This window comes from Micromonospora sp. C97 (genome assembly GCF_018070385.1).
In the GTDB taxonomy this organism is placed as follows: domain Bacteria; phylum Actinomycetota; class Actinomycetes; order Mycobacteriales; family Micromonosporaceae; genus Micromonospora; species Micromonospora parva.
In genome coordinates this window covers 20,484-35,485 of sequence record NZ_JAGPXU010000043.1, presented here as the reverse complement: position 1 = coordinate 35,485, position 15,002 = coordinate 20,484, and the positions used below count along the sequence as shown (strand labels likewise).

14 protein-coding genes are annotated in these 15,002 nt (G+C 72.4%); 7 read left to right on the top strand and 7 right to left on the bottom strand.

The genetic code is table 11. The features are described 5' to 3' along the window. A partial coding sequence (gene eccB, locus KBX26_RS31125; RefSeq protein WP_210867044.1) for a type VII secretion protein EccB occupies positions 1-1,303 on the bottom strand: 1,303 nt, incomplete at its 3' end. A gap of 129 nt (positions 1,304-1,432) precedes the next feature. Between eccB and KBX26_RS31120 the strand changes: the two genes are divergently transcribed. Continuing rightward, the gene (locus tag KBX26_RS31120; protein WP_030336355.1) at positions 1,433-2,152 is read left to right on the top strand and encodes a spermidine synthase; all 720 of its coding nucleotides are present in this window, start codon (positions 1,433-1,435) and stop codon (positions 2,150-2,152) included. A gap of 161 nt (positions 2,153-2,313) precedes the next feature. Then, positions 2,314-2,490 (top strand): hypothetical protein, encoded by a 177-nt coding sequence (locus KBX26_RS31115; RefSeq protein WP_167337342.1) that lies wholly within the window; start codon positions 2,314-2,316, stop codon positions 2,488-2,490. A 4-nt stretch (positions 2,491-2,494) separates the two neighbouring features. On the opposite strand, the gene KBX26_RS31110 is transcribed toward KBX26_RS31115, so the two are convergent. Then, positions 2,495-4,297 (bottom strand): acyl-CoA dehydrogenase, encoded by a 1,803-nt coding sequence (locus KBX26_RS31110; protein WP_210867043.1) that lies wholly within the window; start codon positions 4,295-4,297, stop codon positions 2,495-2,497. A gap of 148 nt (positions 4,298-4,445) precedes the next feature. Here KBX26_RS31110 and KBX26_RS31105 point away from each other — a divergent pair, with 148 nt between their 5' ends. From KBX26_RS31105 to KBX26_RS31095, 3 genes are all read left to right on the top strand, one after another. Further along, positions 4,446-4,868, top strand: coding sequence for an MmcQ/YjbR family DNA-binding protein (locus tag KBX26_RS31105; protein ID WP_210857542.1), 423 nt, complete (start codon positions 4,446-4,448; stop codon positions 4,866-4,868). A gap of 189 nt (positions 4,869-5,057) precedes the next feature. Beyond that, a complete protein-coding gene (locus KBX26_RS31100) occupies positions 5,058-6,095 on the top strand; it encodes an L-dopachrome tautomerase-related protein (protein ID WP_210867042.1) in 1,038 nt (345 codons plus the stop codon). Between the two features lie 134 nt (positions 6,096-6,229). Next, a complete protein-coding gene (locus tag KBX26_RS31095; RefSeq protein WP_210867041.1) occupies positions 6,230-6,925 on the top strand; it encodes an alpha/beta fold hydrolase in 696 nt (231 codons plus the stop codon). Between the two features lie 86 nt (positions 6,926-7,011). Here the strand turns inward: KBX26_RS31095 and KBX26_RS31090 are convergent, their stop codons facing one another. The 3 genes from KBX26_RS31090 to KBX26_RS31080 form a co-directional block, all read right to left on the bottom strand. Beyond that, a complete protein-coding gene (locus KBX26_RS31090) occupies positions 7,012-8,268 on the bottom strand; it encodes an MFS transporter (protein WP_210867040.1) in 1,257 nt (418 codons plus the stop codon). Further along, complete coding sequence (locus KBX26_RS31085; RefSeq protein WP_030336341.1) at positions 8,265-8,861, bottom strand: helix-turn-helix transcriptional regulator; 597 nt, start codon at positions 8,859-8,861, stop codon at positions 8,265-8,267. Before KBX26_RS31085 ends, KBX26_RS31090 begins: the two co-directional genes overlap by 4 nt. Before the next feature lie 61 nt (positions 8,862-8,922). Continuing rightward, complete coding sequence (locus KBX26_RS31080; protein WP_210857547.1) at positions 8,923-10,509, bottom strand: LLM class flavin-dependent oxidoreductase; 1,587 nt, start codon at positions 10,507-10,509, stop codon at positions 8,923-8,925. Positions 10,510-10,623: 114 nt separating this feature from the next. On the opposite strand from KBX26_RS31080, the gene KBX26_RS31075 reads away from it, so the two are divergent. Further along, positions 10,624-11,226 (top strand): MarR family winged helix-turn-helix transcriptional regulator, encoded by a 603-nt coding sequence (locus tag KBX26_RS31075; RefSeq protein WP_030336334.1) that lies wholly within the window; start codon positions 10,624-10,626, stop codon positions 11,224-11,226. A gap of 78 nt (positions 11,227-11,304) precedes the next feature. Here KBX26_RS31075 and KBX26_RS31070 read toward each other — a convergent pair whose 3' ends face one another. Then, entirely contained in the window at positions 11,305-12,816 is a 1,512-nt protein-coding gene (locus tag KBX26_RS31070) for a hypothetical protein (protein ID WP_030336332.1), read from the bottom strand. A 143-nt stretch (positions 12,817-12,959) separates the two neighbouring features. Beyond that, entirely contained in the window at positions 12,960-13,622 is a 663-nt protein-coding gene (locus tag KBX26_RS32625; RefSeq protein ID WP_245233737.1) for a hypothetical protein, read from the bottom strand. 417 nt (positions 13,623-14,039) lie between these two features. On the opposite strand from KBX26_RS32625, the gene KBX26_RS31060 reads away from it, so the two are divergent. After that, positions 14,040-15,002, top strand: a complete 963-nt coding sequence (locus KBX26_RS31060; protein ID WP_081884010.1) for a helix-turn-helix transcriptional regulator — start codon at positions 14,040-14,042, stop codon at positions 15,000-15,002.

Below are 15,002 nucleotides of genomic sequence, written 5' to 3'. Positions count from 1 at the left end.
GCCGCACCGTTTGCACGTCGCGGTAGCCGAGCATCGGCAGCACCTCCCGGTCTGCCAGCACGTACCGCCGGCCCAGGTCGGTGACCACGGAGACCGCGCCCCCGGTCGCACCGGGCGCCGCTGCGGCCTCGACCACCGCGCCGCGGCCCGGCTCCACCACCACATGGTCGGCCAGCACCGCGCCGCCGGTCGGCGCGGTGCGCGGCACGGCCGTCAGGTCCCGCAGCGGTACGCCCCAGCGCACCTCACCCACCCCGCCGTCGTCGCCGACGCGGGTGCAGAGCGCGCCGCCGTCGGCGCTCGCGAGCCGGGGCGGGACCGGCGGCGGGGCGTTCGGACCGGTCGGGGCGAGATCGGGCACCGTGGGCAGCGCGGCGAACCGGCCCAACGTCATCGGCACCGGCGCGACCTGCCCGGTGCGGGCCAGCAACAGCCCCGCCTGCAACTCGGTGATGCCGGCCAGGCCGGCGTCGAGCGCCACCGCGTACTGCCGACCGCCACCGGAGTTGCTCACCAGGTAGACGGTGCCGATCGCGGCGCCCGGCACCCGAGAAGCCGGCCGGCCCAGCGCGGGCAGGTCGAGCGGGGCGAGGTCGACGCCGGCGGGCAGCGAGTTGAGCAGTGCCGGCGCCGCCGCAACCGCCTGCGCCCGGGTGGTGGCGAGCGCCGCCAGCACCCGGCTGGGATCGCGGACGAGGTAACGCCGCTGATGCCAGACCAGGTGCAGCCCGCCGTCGGGGTGGCGCAGCAGCAGTGCGTCGTCGCCCAGCGGCCGGCCACCGTCGGGTTCGGTGCCGATCAGCAACGCGGAGCGGGGCCCTTGGGCGCCCGCACCGGCCGGGATCGTCGAGCAGACCGTCCACGCCGTGGCGGCCAGCCGGCCGGGGGCGGGCAACGAGTCGGGGGCGTCGGCGATGCCCAACGGCAGCCCGCGCGGCACCCCGTCGATCGTGCGCCGGGACACCAGCACGGTCTTCGACCGGTCCGCGCCGACGATGAGCAGCGCCGAGGCGTAGTTGAGCACCGGGTGCAGCTTCTGCTCGCGGTAGACGAACCGGGCGCCGGACTCCTTCTCCACGATCACCGCGCCCGGGTCACGCCACCCCTTGCCGCCGCCGGCGAACAGCCCGTAGAGGGCGAAACCGCCGAGCCCGATCGCCGCCACCAGGACGCTGGCCAGGCCGGCACCGGCCAGCCGCCGAAACGGCGACTGCGCGGGATCGGTCTCCCGCATGACCAGGGCGGCGACCGCCCGCTGGACGCTGAACTGGTAGGAGTGCAGCTGGTCCTGCCGCGACGGCATGAGTCCCCTCCGGTGGATCGGCCGGGCACAGGATATGCGCTGCGTCGATGTCCCGTGGACCCTGCGTGGCCGTCGGTGGCGGGGCAACCGGTACCATCCGGGGACGAATCCGGCGGCGAGAGGGCACCCGTGGGCGCGCGTTTCGAAGAGCTGGCCTGGCGGGAGACTCCGATCGGCGCGATCAGCCTGCGCCGGCGCCGGGACCCGGCACTCCAGGTCGAGGTGTACGAGGTCAAGCTCGACGACGAGTATCTGATGTCCAGCCTCTTCCCGGTCGCGGAGATCGAGCTGGCCCGGCTCGGCCTCGCCGAGGTGACCGGTGACTCGCTCGACGTGGTGGTGGGCGGTCTCGGGTTGGGCTACACCGCCTGCGCGGCGCTGGGCGACCCCCGGGTGCGCTCACTGCTGGTGGTGGAGGCGATCGAGGACGTGATCGACTGGCACCGGCGCGGGCTGCTGCCGTTCGCGGCGGGGCTCGCCGAGGACCCCCGGACCCGCTTCGTGCAGGCCGACTTCTTCGCGGCGGTCGCCGGTGACACCGGTTTCGACAGCGAGGTGCCCGGTCGACGCTTCGACGCCGTGCTGCTCGACGTCGACCACTCCCCCCGCAACGTCCTGCACCCGAGCCACGCGGCGTTCTACCCGCCGGCCGGTTTACGCCGCCTGGCCGCCCTGCTGCGGCCCGGGGGTGTCTTCGCGCTCTGGTCGGACGACCCGCCGGACGCCGAGTTCACCGCGTCGCTCACCGAGGTGTTCGTGGACGTGCGGGCGCACGTCGTGCCGTTCGCCAACCCGCTGACCGGTGGCGAGTCGGCCAACACCGTCTACGTGGCGCGCGCCGACGGCTGAGCGCCCCGGATCGACCCGCGCATCAGGACCTCAAGGTGTCGCGGCGCGCCGGGCCCACCACCGCGGGGAACCCGAGTCGATCAATCGGCATGGTGCCGGCCGGACGGGGAACGTGTACCCGGGTCGGCCGCACCAGGCGCGGCCGGTTACGGGAGGTCGACATGCGTGCACTGCTCTGGGTCGTCGGCGTGGTCGCCGGTATCCTGATCCTGCTCGGGTTGTTTCTCGAAGCGGTCCGCTGGTTGGTCATCATCGGTGTGATCGCACTGGTGATCGTGATCGTCTGGGGCGTCGTCAAGGGGCGGCAGGCCATGAACCACCAGTCCCGACGACGTTGACCGGTCAGAACCAGTCCGGCCGCATGTCGAGCGTGGTCCGGTCCCGGCTCTCCAGCAGGTCGAACTGCGGCCCCGTGCGGGGCAGCTCGACGGTGAAGAAGTAGCGGGCGGCCTGCCGCTTGCCGGCGTGGAACGCGTCGCCGGCCCCCTCCGGCGGCAGCGCCAGCACCTGCTCCAACCACATCCACGCGATCACCACGTGCCCGACGGCCTCCAGGTAGGCGCTGGCGTTGGCCAGCGCCAGCACCGGATCACCGTCGGCCCACAGTCGAGCGGTGACAGCGGTGACCCGGTCCACCGCCGCCGCCAGCCGGCCCGCCAGCGCGGCGGCCTCGCCCCCGGCCTGCCGGGCCCGCTCGACCGTGTCGCCGATCGTCGCGGTCAGCAGGACGAGACCAGCGCCGCCCTGCATGGTCATCTTGCGCCCCAACAGATCCAGCGCCTGGATGCCGTGGGTGCCCTCGTGGATCGGGTTGAGCCGGTTGTCCCGGTAGTGCTGCTCCACGTCGTGGTCACGGGTGTAGCCAGCGCCGCCGAGCACCTGGATCGCCAGGTCGTTGGCGGCCAGGCACCACTGCGACGGCCAACTCTTGGTGATCGGGGTGAGCACGTCCAGCAGCAGGTGGGCGCGCTCGCGGTCGGCCTCGGAAGGTGCGGTCTTCTGCTCGTCGAGCAGCCGCGCGCAGTAGAGCACCAGTGCCAGCGCCCCCTCCACGTAGCTCTTCTGGGCCAGCAGCATCCGTCGTACGTCGGGGTGGTCGATGATCGGCACCTGTGCGGTGGCCGGGTCCTTCGCGCCGACCGGCCGGCCCTGTGGCCTCTCCTTCGCGTACGCCAGGCTCTTGAGGTAGCCGGTGTAACCCAACGCGGTCGCGCCGGCCCCGACCCCGATCCGGGCCTCGTTCATCATGTGGAACATCTGCGCGAGACCCTGATGGGGCGCGCCCACCAGATGCCCGACCGCTCCGGGGCGACCGGCCGGGGTGTGCGCGCCGTCGCCGAAGCTGAGCAGGGTGTTGGTGGTGCCCCGGAACCCCATCTTGTGGTTGAGCCCCGCCAACACCACGTCGTTACGGTCGCCGAGCGACCCGTCCGGGCCGACCAGCACCTTGGGCACGATGAACAGCGAGATGCCCTTGACCCCGGGCGGCGCGCCCGGAATGCGGGCCAGCACCAGGTGGACGATGTTCTCCGCCAACTCGTGATCACCACCGGAGATCCACATCTTGGTGCCGAAGAGCCGGTACGTGCCGTCCGCCTGCGGCTCGGCGCGGGTGGTGATGTCGGCCAGTGAGCTGCCGGCGTGCGGCTCGGACAGGCACATGGTGCCGAAGAACCGACCGTCCAACATGGGTCGCACGTACGTGTCCACCTGCTCGGGACTGCCGTGCGCCAGCAGCAGGTTGGCGTTGCCCAGGGTGAGGAACGGGTACGCGGAGGTGGCCACGTTGGCGGCCTGGAACCAGGTGAAGCAGGCCGCGGCGACCGCGTGCGGCAGTTGCAGGCCACCGACGGTGGCGTCCAGCCCGGCGGTGAGCAGGCCCGTCTCGGCGAAGCTGTCCAACGCTGCCCGGACCTGCGGGATCAGCCGCACCCGCTGCCCGTCGAAGGTGGGCTCGGCGAGGTCGGCGGCCCGGTTGTGCGGGGCGAACTGCTCGGTGGCCACCCGCTCGGCGAGGTCCAGGGCGTCGTCGAAGGTCTCCCGGGAGTGCTCGGCGTAGCGGGGGCGCTCGACGAGGTCGGCCACCCGCAGCCACTCGTGCAGCAGGAAGTCGAGGTCACGGCGGGAGAGCAGGGTGGACGGCACGGCACTCCTCGGCGGGCACGGGGGGCGGGCGGGGCGACGGCCCAGTGTCGCCCCGCCCATCCTGGCCGATCGGCAGGGCCCGCACCACCGGCCCGGCCCGGGTTCGACGGGCGGGACTTGTCACACCCACCGGTTAGCGTCGTTGCCCGTGACCGCACCTGGAGACGTCCCACCCGAGGTCCTCGACCGGCTGCGGCCGATCTGCCTCGGGCTGCCGGAGACCTACGAAGAGCCCGCCTGGGTGGGCATCCGCTGGCGCATCCGCAAGCGGACCTTCGCCCACGTGCTCACCGTCGACCCCGACCGTCAGCCGGTCCACGCCCGGGCCGCCGCCCTCGACCGGCCCGCCTGCCTGCTGACCTTCCGGTCACCCCTCGACGAGATCGCCGGGCTCCTCGGCGTGGGCCACCCGTTCTACAAACCGGACTGGGCTGCGAACGTGCTGGGCATGATCGTGGACAGGGACACCGACTGGGAGGAGGTGGGTGAGTTGCTCACCGAGAGCTACTGCGTGATGGCCCCGAAGCGGCTCGCGGGCCGGGTCGGCCCGCCAGCACCGCCGACCGGCTGAGCGCCGGGCGCTGCCTGCGGGCGGCTGACCGTCGGCGGTGGTGCCCCGCAACCGGCGTGCCGTGCGATCAGCGGTGCCCTGCGACCGGCGGTTTCGGCCGGCAGGCGCCGGGGATACCGCGCCGAGTGGCCGGAGCCGTCGGCACCGGCGTGAGCCGAGGACGCCGGCGGGCGGGTGAGGAGCGGGTCGATGTCGTCGCTGCCCACCGAGGAGGATCCCCGGTTGACGTCGGTGCTGCACGAGGGCCGGGTGTGCACCGGTGTGACGACAGTGCGCGGGCGGGTGTTCCTCAGCTACCCGTCGGCGGACCGGCCCGGCGTGCAGGTGGTCGAGGCGCTGCCGGACGGCCGGCGTGAGCCGTACCCCGACGCCGCGTGGAACCGCGCCGACCAGCCGCCGGACGGGGCGTTCGTGCACGTCAACGGCTTGCGCGCCGGCCCGGACGGCCGGTTGTGGATCGTCGACTCGGGCACGCCCCAGATCGGCTCAACGCAGGTGCCCGGCGGCGCTCGGCTGATCGCGGTGAACCTCGACGGCGACCAGGTGGATCGGGTCTACCACCTCGACGAGGCGGTCCACCCGGACAGCTACGTCGACGATGTCCGGTTCAACGGCCCGGTGGCGTACCTCAGCGACGCCGGGGCCGCCGGCATCATCGTGCTGGACCTCGACTCGGGTCGGTCCCGGCGGGTGCTGGACGGGCATCCGAGCACGGTGGGCGGGCCGTTAATCGCCGACGGTCGCGTGCTGCGTGACCCGGACGGTGCCGAGGTACGCCTGCACGTCGACCAGCTGGAGGTGTCGCCGGACGGTCGCTGGCTCTACTACCAGCCGGCCTCCGGCGGGATGTCCCGGATCGCCACCCGCTGGTTGGACGACCCGTCGGTGTCCGCCGACGAGCTGGCCCGGCGGGTCGAACGGTGGTGCGAGACACCCAGCACCGGTGGCACTGCCATCGACGCCACCGGCACCATCTACCTCAGCGACGTGGAACGACGACGTGTCCTCGCCCTCGCACCCGACCGCAGCGTCCGGACGCTGGTCGCCGATCCCCGGCTGGCGTGGGTGGACGCGATGTGGATCGACGCCGAGGCCCGGCTCTGGATGCCGGCGGCCCAGCTGCACCTGACCGCCGGGCTCGACGGCGGGCGGTCGGCCGTCGACTACCCGGTGCACATCTACCGGATGCCCGTCGAGGCCGGGCCGCCCCCGCGCGACCACGTCTGACTGTTCGGCGGCCCCCGGTGGCCAGCTGCGGTGGGTGCCGCCGGCGGCGGGTTCCGCCGCAGGTGTCCGCCGACCGAGGCCGGCAGAAGTCGTGAGCCGCCGACCTGTCGCAGGTCGCCGTTAGGCTCCGCGCCATGGCTGATTTCGTGTTGGTGGCGGGGGCGTGGTTGGGGTCGTGGGCGTGGGACGAGGTGGTCCCGCCGCTGCGGGCGGCCGGCCACGGCACCCACCCGCTGACCCTCTCCGGTCTCGCCGAGCGGCGGGAGGTGCCCGCCGGGCAGCAGACCCACGTGCGGGACATCGTCGACGAGATCGAGCGCCGCGACCTGCGCGACGTGGTGTTGGTCGGGCACAGTTACTCGGGCATCCCGGTGGGCCAGGCCGCCGAGCGGATCGGTGACCGGTTGACCCGGGTGGTCTTCGTCGACTCCGAGGTGCCTGTCGACGGCGGGTCGTTCGCCTCCGGTTGGTGGCAGGGCCAGGCCGCCTTCGAGGCGCAGCTCGCCAACAACGGCGGGCACTGGGCTCCGCTCGGCGCTGCCGATCTCGACGGTCAGGGTCTCACCGACGGGCAGATCGCGCGCCTGGTCGAGGGGTCCGCTCCACACCCGGGCGGCACGCTGACCGAGCCGGCCGTGTTGAGCCGACCACTGGGTGAGCTGCCGGCGACGTACGTGAAGTGCCTGCTCGACGGGCCTGAGCCCAACGACACGGTGGCCTCGCTGCTGACCAGCGACCACTGGCGACTCGTCACGATGGACACCGGCCACTGGCCGATGTTCTCCCAGCCCGCCGAGCTGGCCCGGGTGCTGCTGGCGGAGGTCGCCTGACCCGGTGGCGCGATCCGCGCACAGGCGCCGCCCGTTCGGGGCGCGAGCCCGGTGAGCGGCGGCGCGACCGGGCGGCGCCCCTGTGGTCAGGCCGCCGGTTCATCGAGGGTTCTGATCTGGCGCACCGGTGACGCGAGCAACCACAGCACGGCGAGCACGCCACCCAGTCCGGCGATGACCAGGGTGGGCCGTAGCCCGATGGTGGTGCCCAACGCGCCACCGACCAGCGCGCCGAGCGGTCGGATGCCGTAGTTGACGGCGCTGTAGGCGCCGGCCCGGCGTCCTCGCGCGTCGTCGGGTGTCACGGCGGTGAGGAGGGCGTTGAGGTTCACGTCCATCAGCATCACGCCGACGCTGGAGACCAGCTCGATGGCCGCCAGCATGGCCACCTTCGCCCAGGTGGGTCCGGACACCAGAGCGGTCAGTGCCAGCGGTGCGGGAAAGAGCACCGCGCCGATCATGGCGGTGCGGCCCAGGCCGATCGCGCGCGAGATCCGTGGGGCGAGCGCCGCGCCCGCGAAGCCACCAAGCGCGCCGAACCCGAAGGCGATGCCGATCGCGCCGGCCGACAGGTCGAGGTCACGGCTGGCGTAGAGCACCAGCAACGCGCTGGCGATGAAGGTGAAGAAGTTGACGGTGCTGGTGCAGCCGAGGGCGGCCCGCAGCACCGGGTGCCGCAGCACCAGCACCAGCCCTTCGCGGACCAGGCCGAACGTCGACGTCCGACGGGGCGGGGGCGGCGGCTCGGTCACCGGGATGCGGCTGAGCAGCATCGCGGAGCCGAGGAAGGACACCGCGTCGACGACGATCGCGACCGGGCCGCTGAGCGCCTGGACCAGCCCACCGCCGACTGCCGGGCCGGCGATGAAGGACAGCGACCGGCTCATGCTGAGCTTGCTGGTCGCGTCGACGTACGCCGAGCGCGGCACCAGGGCGACGAAGAACGCCTGACGCGCCATGGCGAAGAGCACCGCCCCGACGCCGGTGAGCAGTGCCACCAGGTAGAGCTGGGTGAGGGTGATCGCGTCGAACAGGTAGGCCACCGGCAGGCTGAGCAGCACCGCGGCGCGGATCAGGTCCGCGATGATCAGGAGTCGGCGTTTGTGGGTGCGCTGGTCCACCCAGGCACCCAGGATCAGGCCCAGCAGGTTGGGCAGCCAGATCAACGCGGTGAGGACGCTGACCTGCACGGGTGTCGCGGTGAGCAGGGTGACGGCGATCAGCGGTAGGGCCAGTTCGCTGATCCGGTCGCCGAACTGGGAGATCGTCTCGCTGATCCAGAAGGTGCGGAACCGCCGGTCGCGGTGCAGGGGCGGCGCGGTGGCGGTGGCGGTGGTGGTCATGACGCGGCCGGGTCGTCGCCGGGTTCGGGCAGCAGGTAGCGCAGCATCCGCACGGTTCGCGCGTCGGTCGGCGACGTGTCGTCGTCCTTGCGCCGCACGTACGGGGCGAGCAGTTCCTCGATGGCGGCCTCCAACTGCTGAAGCTCCTCGGGGGTGGCCACGAACCGGGTGTCGGCCACGCCGGCCACGCCGCGCCACTGCGCGTCCAGCCGGGGCTCGTCGTGCAGCAGCCACTGTTGTGGCGCCTCGGCGGCCCTGGCGAACATCTCGCCGCGGAGTTGCCGGCCGGCGGCCTGCCCCTCGGCGTCGTCGGGCAGCTCGAAGCGGAAGCCCCGGGCCGCGGCCTGCCACCAGCGCTCACGCTTGCTGGCGGTGCCCTCCGCGTCGACGACCAGGCCGAACGTGGCGAGGTGTCGCAGGTGCCAGCTGACCACCGACGGGGTGGCCCCGACGTGCGGCGAGAGCCCGGTGGCGGTGGCCGGGCCGTGCCGCTGGAGGCGGTCGAGGATGGCCAACCGGACCGGATGGGCCAGCGCCCGGAGCGCCTGCGGTTCGGTGATCTCGAAATCCCCGTACGGATTCTTGAGAGACATGTTTCGAGAGTAGCCTCTCAGATCAGATCGGGGAACCCCCGCCGCTGCGGCGCCCCGCCGATCAGGCGATGCCCAACCGCGCCAACGGCTCGACCAGCTCCCGCTCCTCGTAGCTGAGGTGCGACAGGAGAGCGTCGGTCAGCAGGTCCACCGCCGCCCGCAGCTCGGCGAGGCCGTCCGGGGACCCGACGTACGCGACCAGCGCCCGGTCGACGCCCTCCAGCACGTCGTGGATGACGTGGTGCTCCTGCTCCAACCGGTCGACCACCGGGCCGAGCCGAGGGTCGCGCGCCCGCAACCGGGGGAAGAACGACTGGTCCTCGATGGTGTGGTGGGTGGTGACGATGCGGCAGTACGACTCGCAGTAGACGCCGAGCGTCCACCTGTTCTGCCGCATGGTCATCGTGTTGATGTGGGAGCGGGCCGCGCCGGCGTCGATCTCGCCGGCCGCCACCTGGTCGATCAGGTCGTGAATCTGGGCCAGCTCGGCACGCAGACCGTCGTGGATCTGCACGAGGTGCGCACCGGTGGCCTGCTCCTGCGCGGTGTAGGTGCGCTCCGGGTCGGGCGCGGGCCCGCTCGGCCGGGTCGACTCGTCCCACACCCGCCGCTCGCTTCGCCGTACACCGTCGTCGGGGGTCGGCACCACGGCGAACGCGCCGCCGGTCGCGGTGGCGCGGCTCGCCCGCACCGGCGCCGCGACGACCGCCGCCGGCTCCGGCTCCGGCTGTGCTGGCGTACGCCCCGGCGTCGCGCCCTGCTCCCGTTCGGCCGCGACCAGCTCGCGGACGGCGGGGGCGACCTCGCCGGCGAAGCGGCGCAGGTCGTCGGGGTCGTCGCTGGCCAGGATGAAGGTGCCGACGCCGTCCTCCACCGCCAGCTCGGCCAGCTCCTCGGCCCACTGCTCGGCGGGCCCGTTCAGGGGGCCACGCCCGACCGCCGAGAACTGTCCGGCGATGTTGAGCAGTCGGCGCACGTCCCGCGGTGACCGGCCGGCCTCCCGCGCGGCGTCATCGATGATCGCGTTGCCCTTGGCCAGGTCGCCGGGCTGGAGGTAGCCCAGCGAGGGCAGCCAGCCGTCGGCCCGACGGCCGGTGAGCTGGAGCATCCGGGGCTTGTACGCGCCCAGCCAGATCGGCGTGTGGTGGGCTGGGGCGGGTCCGCGCTTGGCGCCCACCACCCGGTAGAACTCGCCGTCGACCCGCACTCCGCCGCGCGTCTCGACGTCCCAGAGCTGACGGATGACCTCGATGGCCTCCGTCAGCGCTCGCACACCCTCGCCGGGGGTCAACCGCCGGCCGCCCATCGCCACGATGGCGTCCCAGAACGCCCCCGCCCCGAGGCCGAGGCTGACCCGGCCACCGCTGAGCAGGTCCAGGCTGGCCACGCTGCGGGCGAGCACCGCGGGCGGGCGCAGTGGCAGGTTCGTCACGTTCGCCGCGAGGTGCACCCGGTGGGTGCGGGCCGCGACGAAACTCAGCAGGGTCCAGGTGTCGAGGAACGCCGGTTGGTACGGGTGGTCCTGGAAGGTGACCAGGTCCAGCCCGACCTGCTCGGCCAGGACGGCGACGCCGACCGTACGGTCCGGATCGCCTGCGCTGGGCGTGACGAAGGATCCGAAGACCAGGTCGTGGCCGTAGTCGCTCATCTGCGAGCCTCCCGATTCGCCCGACGCGTCGGCTGATGCGTCGTGACCTTAACCTTATGTCACACAGAACTTCTGCTGCCATCAAGGTCTGACTCACTGCGCTATTGTCGGGGGATGACGGGTGCCACTCACCGGCCGGGCCGGCCCGATCCGCTCGACGACGACCTGGGCTGGATGCTCGGGATCGTCTTCCGCGGCTACGTCCGCGCGGCCGAGCACGCGCTCACCGACTTCCCCGGCGGCCCTCGTGGCTACCAGCTGCTCACCGCGGCGATCAACGGGCCGGCCCGGAACCAGGGCGCGATCGCCGAGGAGATCGGCATCGACCGCACCGTCCTCACGTACCTGATCGATGACCTGGAGGGGCCCGGCTTCGTGGCCCGTCGCGCGGACCCGGCCGACCGACGCAACCGGCTGATCGAGGTCACCGACGCCGGCCGTGCCGCGTGGGAGCAGCGGCGAGCGGCACTGCGGCAGGTCGAGTCGCATCTGCTGGGGGCCCTCACGCCGCCCGAGTCGGCGACGCTGCGGTCCCTGTTGCAGAAGGTCGCCTGCTCGGCCCAGGCGGCGGACCCGCTGCGTGACCTCTGTGAGGTGGTGACCGAGGTGCACCCCGAGCCGGCGTCGCCCACTGCCCGCCGGACCGGTGCCGCGGCGGCGCGAAGCGGACGAGCCGCCTCCCCCCGAACCCGCCGAAGCACCGGCTCGGACAGCTGACCGACGGGCCGCCCGGCACCGCCCGACGTCCTTTGTCGAGCGGTGCCGAGTGACCCGCGGTGTCGTCAACCCGCCCGGTCAGCGCACGTGCACGAACACCGGGTTCGAGTAGAACCACAGGTCGTCCCACGGGCTCTCCAGGCCGTCGGCGAGCGGCTCGGCCTCGTCCGTGCTGGTGCCACGCACCCGCGCGTAGGTGTCCGCCTCGACGTTGCGCAGGGTGTGCCGGATGACGTAGCTGTCGCCCTGCCGACGCCAGTCGCGCGGGCCGAACCGGGCCACCACCTTGGTGGTGGGGTTGGTGTCGGCGTCCAGGCTGGCGCTCGGGCCGGTGATCTGGCCGACGATCAGGTCGACCCGGCGGACCTCGGGCCGGTCGCCGTTCGCGTTCACCCCACCCAGCGGGCGGAAGGTGATCTCGATATCGACGTCGGTACGGCTCCGACGGCTCACCGTGATCGTCTCGCCCACCTCGGCGGTCTTGCCCTGGGACGTGGCGGTGACGTCGAGGCTGCGGATCAGGTCACCGGTGGTGACCCAGATCCGGCCGTTGCGCAGGCCGTCCATGATGTCGCCGTAGTCCTGGCGGGCGTGCACGTAGGTCTTGCTGTACTCCCCCGGCCAGAAGTCGGACCCACCACGGGTCCAGTGCACGTGCGAGTCCGAGGTGGCGGTGATCCACCAGCGCCGGCCCTCGCCGAGCAGTGAGTCCCACAGCCCACCGACCCGGGCGGTCATCTGGTCGAAGCCGCCGTAGGTGGGGTGGTTGCCGTACCCGCCGCGCGCCCCGCCATTGAGCGGGCCGGCCTGGTGCCCGGGTGCGCCCTCGAAGCCGATGTAGACGTCCGGCGCGGCGTTGTTGCCGTTGCGGAACTCGCGCGGGGTGTCCTGGCCGTAGACGCCGAGGCCCGGCGCCGAACGGGACGCGTGGTGGGCGATCACCAGCGGCTTGTGCGGCATGCCCCGGGCGACCTTGAGGAACTCCACCATCTTCGCCTCGGTGTCCCGGGTCGGGTCGGTGGGGAACGCGTCGTACTTGGCGAACCGGCTCTCCAACTCGAAGAGCTGCTTCGCCTCGTCGTCGTGGCGCGGGATCATCAGCGTGTGGTGGTCCAGCGAGGGCGCGTCGAACTCCATACCCCAGAACTGGAGCACCTCGGGGACGAGCTTGCGGGAACGCAGCAGGTCGGGATACGCCTGCTCGATGTTCACCTTTGAGTGGGTCGGTCCACCGTGGTCGGTGCACATCGCCCAGGTCAGGCCGAAGTTCTTCGCCATGATGGCGTTGGTGACGATCGGGTAGACCGCGTCCGCGCCCTTGTGGAAGACGATCGGGGACTTCGTGGTGTCGAACTCGCCGCTGTACTCGGAGTGGATGTGGTGGTCGCCCGCGCGCCACGCCCGGTTCCTGGAGTTGCCCCGGTCGGCCTTGTCGTCGTCGCCCGGCCGGCGGTCCTCCTCGGCCCACGCCGCGCTGGCACCGACCAGGGGACTGGCCGCGGCCAGCGTCGCGCCGACGCCCGCGTACTTGACCAGCTTGCGCCGGGACAGCTGCGGGTGCTCGGTCTCTTCGGAATGCCTGTCTGACACGTGTTGCCTCTCCTCGATCAAGAGAATGCTCTTTCGATCAAGGAGCCTTGAAGAGGCCGGTGAACACCCGCCGTACGCAGCCGGTGCTCACGATGAACACCCTGCTCCGACCGGTGGGGAGCCGGGCGGTGGCAGCGGGCCGGTCAGATCCGGGCGCGCGGCAACCAGCCGAGGAACCGGTGCCGGACCCGAGGCAGCGGCAGCGTGGGCAGGTCCTCGGCGGCGGCGACAAGGCAGGAGCCGAGGTAGACCGCGAGGGAGGCGCGCGCTCCACCGAACTCGGCGAGCAGTTGGCTCTGCTTGGTGGCGCAGGGCCACTCGCGGCCGCAGCCGGTGCAGGTCCAGCTCGGCGGGTTGGGGAGGTGCTCCGGCAGCTTGGCGCGGCGGTACCGACCGACGACACTGTTGTCCGAACGCACGTCGCGCCGCCGCATCGCGGGACCCTCGTTGCGGTGGGCTGGCGGACGGGCGCCGGGCAGGTAGCGCCCGACGGTGCCGAAAAGCACGCCGACGCGAATCAGGGCGTCCGGTCCGACCTGCTGGGTCAGCAACGCGGTCATCAGGTAGTGCCCCAGCAGGTCGAAGGCGTCACGGTTCAGGCCCAGGTCGCGGCAGAGGTCGACGAAGTCCGGCGTGGTCAGCGGCACCCGGTCGTCGAGTGCGCGGCGCAGCACCGCGCGCAGCCCACCCCCGAGCCGCTCCAGCGCGTCCCCCTCGCCCAGGCCCAGGCTGTCCTCGTCCGCCACCCGGGCCAGCGCCTCGCCCACGGCCAGCCGAACGACGCGGTCAGGATCAGTACTGTCCAACGCTTCCCCCCTTCGTGGGCCGGTCTCCCGGCGGTGCCACGATCATCCTCCGACGAATCATGAACAAGATTTCGCTGTCGGCCGCGAGGGTGGCTAGGACAGCAGACGTAGAACCGTTCGACGGGCTAGCCGGAAAACGAAGTCGAGCTGCCGACACACCGAGGTGATTGGCGGGACGGCGAGCGAGTAATTGTCGTATGGTGACATTCCCATCCACGGATATTGCATCCCAGCGTCACGAATCGTCAGACCAGATCCGACGCCCTCAACCGGTCGCTGCCGTCCCGCTCGCGACGTTCCACCGCACCGCCGGCCACCGACGTGCCGGGTCACCGCCGCGCACCCCGGCACGTCCCGATCCTGCCGTCGACACGCGTTCCACCACCCGGCGGCACCTTCACCGGACGGAGACAGCGGATGACGTCATCGCCAGTGCAGACCCACCGGTTCGACAGCAGTGACCCGTCGGCCATCCAGGAATTCCTGTCCGCCACCTACGACCCGAAGCTGCGCATTCAGAGCCGGAACGGATACCGGCTCACCCACCAGCGCGTCGACACCGCTCCCTTCGCCCTCGCGACCACCCGACAGACCGGGCACCTCGAAATCGATGCCAGCGCCCTCGGCGGGCTGGTCATCGGTCGCGCCAACACCGCGCGCGGCAGTCGCTCCTGCGCGGGATCGACCCACCGGTTCGGCCCCGGCGAGGTCTTCCTCGTCACCAGGCCGGACGAGCCGTGCACAGTCCAGTGGCATCCCGGTGAGGTGGAGCTGTGCGTACTGGATCTGTCGGTGCTGGCGCAGGTGGCCACCACCGCGCCGGCCCGCCGGCCCGGTCGGATCGAGTTCACCGAGCTGGGTGCCGCCGGTACGGCCCTCGCCCGGCAGTGGCGCAACACCACGAGCTTCGTCCGCGACGTCGTGTTGAACAGCCCAGCCGACGGGGCGCAATCGCTGGTGATCGGCAACGCCGCCCGGATGCTGGCGGCGGCGGCGCTCGCGGTCTTCCCCAACACCGCGTTCACCGAGCCGACCGCCGCGGACCGGAACGACGCCACCACCGCCACGCTGCGCCGGGCCATCGCGTTTCTGGAGGAGCACGCCGATCGGGACATCAGCGCGGTCGACATCGCCGGTGCGGCCGGCGTCTCCCTGCGGGCGGTGCAACTCGCCTTCCGCCGTCATCTCGGCACCACCCCCATGGCCTACCTGCGTCGGATCCGGCTCGTTCGGGCACACCACGACCTGGTACGCGCCGACCCGCGCCAGGAGACGGTCTCGGCGATCGCCAGCCGGTGGGGGTTCGCCAGCCACAGCAGGTTCACCGCGCGGTACCACGCCAGCTACGGCGTGCCGCCGCGCGAGACGCTGAACACGTGA

Coding starts and splice junctions, on each gene's coding strand:
- KBX26_RS31100 (WP_210867042.1), top strand. CDS start 5,058: ATGTCGTCGCTGCCCACCGAGGAGGATCCCCGGTTGACGTCGGTGCTG.
- KBX26_RS31060 (WP_081884010.1), top strand. CDS start 14,040: ATGACGTCATCGCCAGTGCAGACCCACCGGTTCGACAGCAGTGACCCG.
- KBX26_RS31090 (WP_210867040.1), bottom strand. CDS start 8,268: ATGACCACCACCGCCACCGCCACCGCGCCGCCCCTGCACCGCGACCGG.
- KBX26_RS31080 (WP_210857547.1), bottom strand. CDS start 10,509: ATGAGCGACTACGGCCACGACCTGGTCTTCGGATCCTTCGTCACGCCC.
- KBX26_RS31075 (WP_030336334.1), top strand. CDS start 10,624: ATGACGGGTGCCACTCACCGGCCGGGCCGGCCCGATCCGCTCGACGAC.
- KBX26_RS31115 (WP_167337342.1), top strand. CDS start 2,314: ATGCGTGCACTGCTCTGGGTCGTCGGCGTGGTCGCCGGTATCCTGATC.
- KBX26_RS31095 (WP_210867041.1), top strand. CDS start 6,230: ATGGCTGATTTCGTGTTGGTGGCGGGGGCGTGGTTGGGGTCGTGGGCG.
- KBX26_RS31085 (WP_030336341.1), bottom strand. CDS start 8,861: ATGTCTCTCAAGAATCCGTACGGGGATTTCGAGATCACCGAACCGCAG.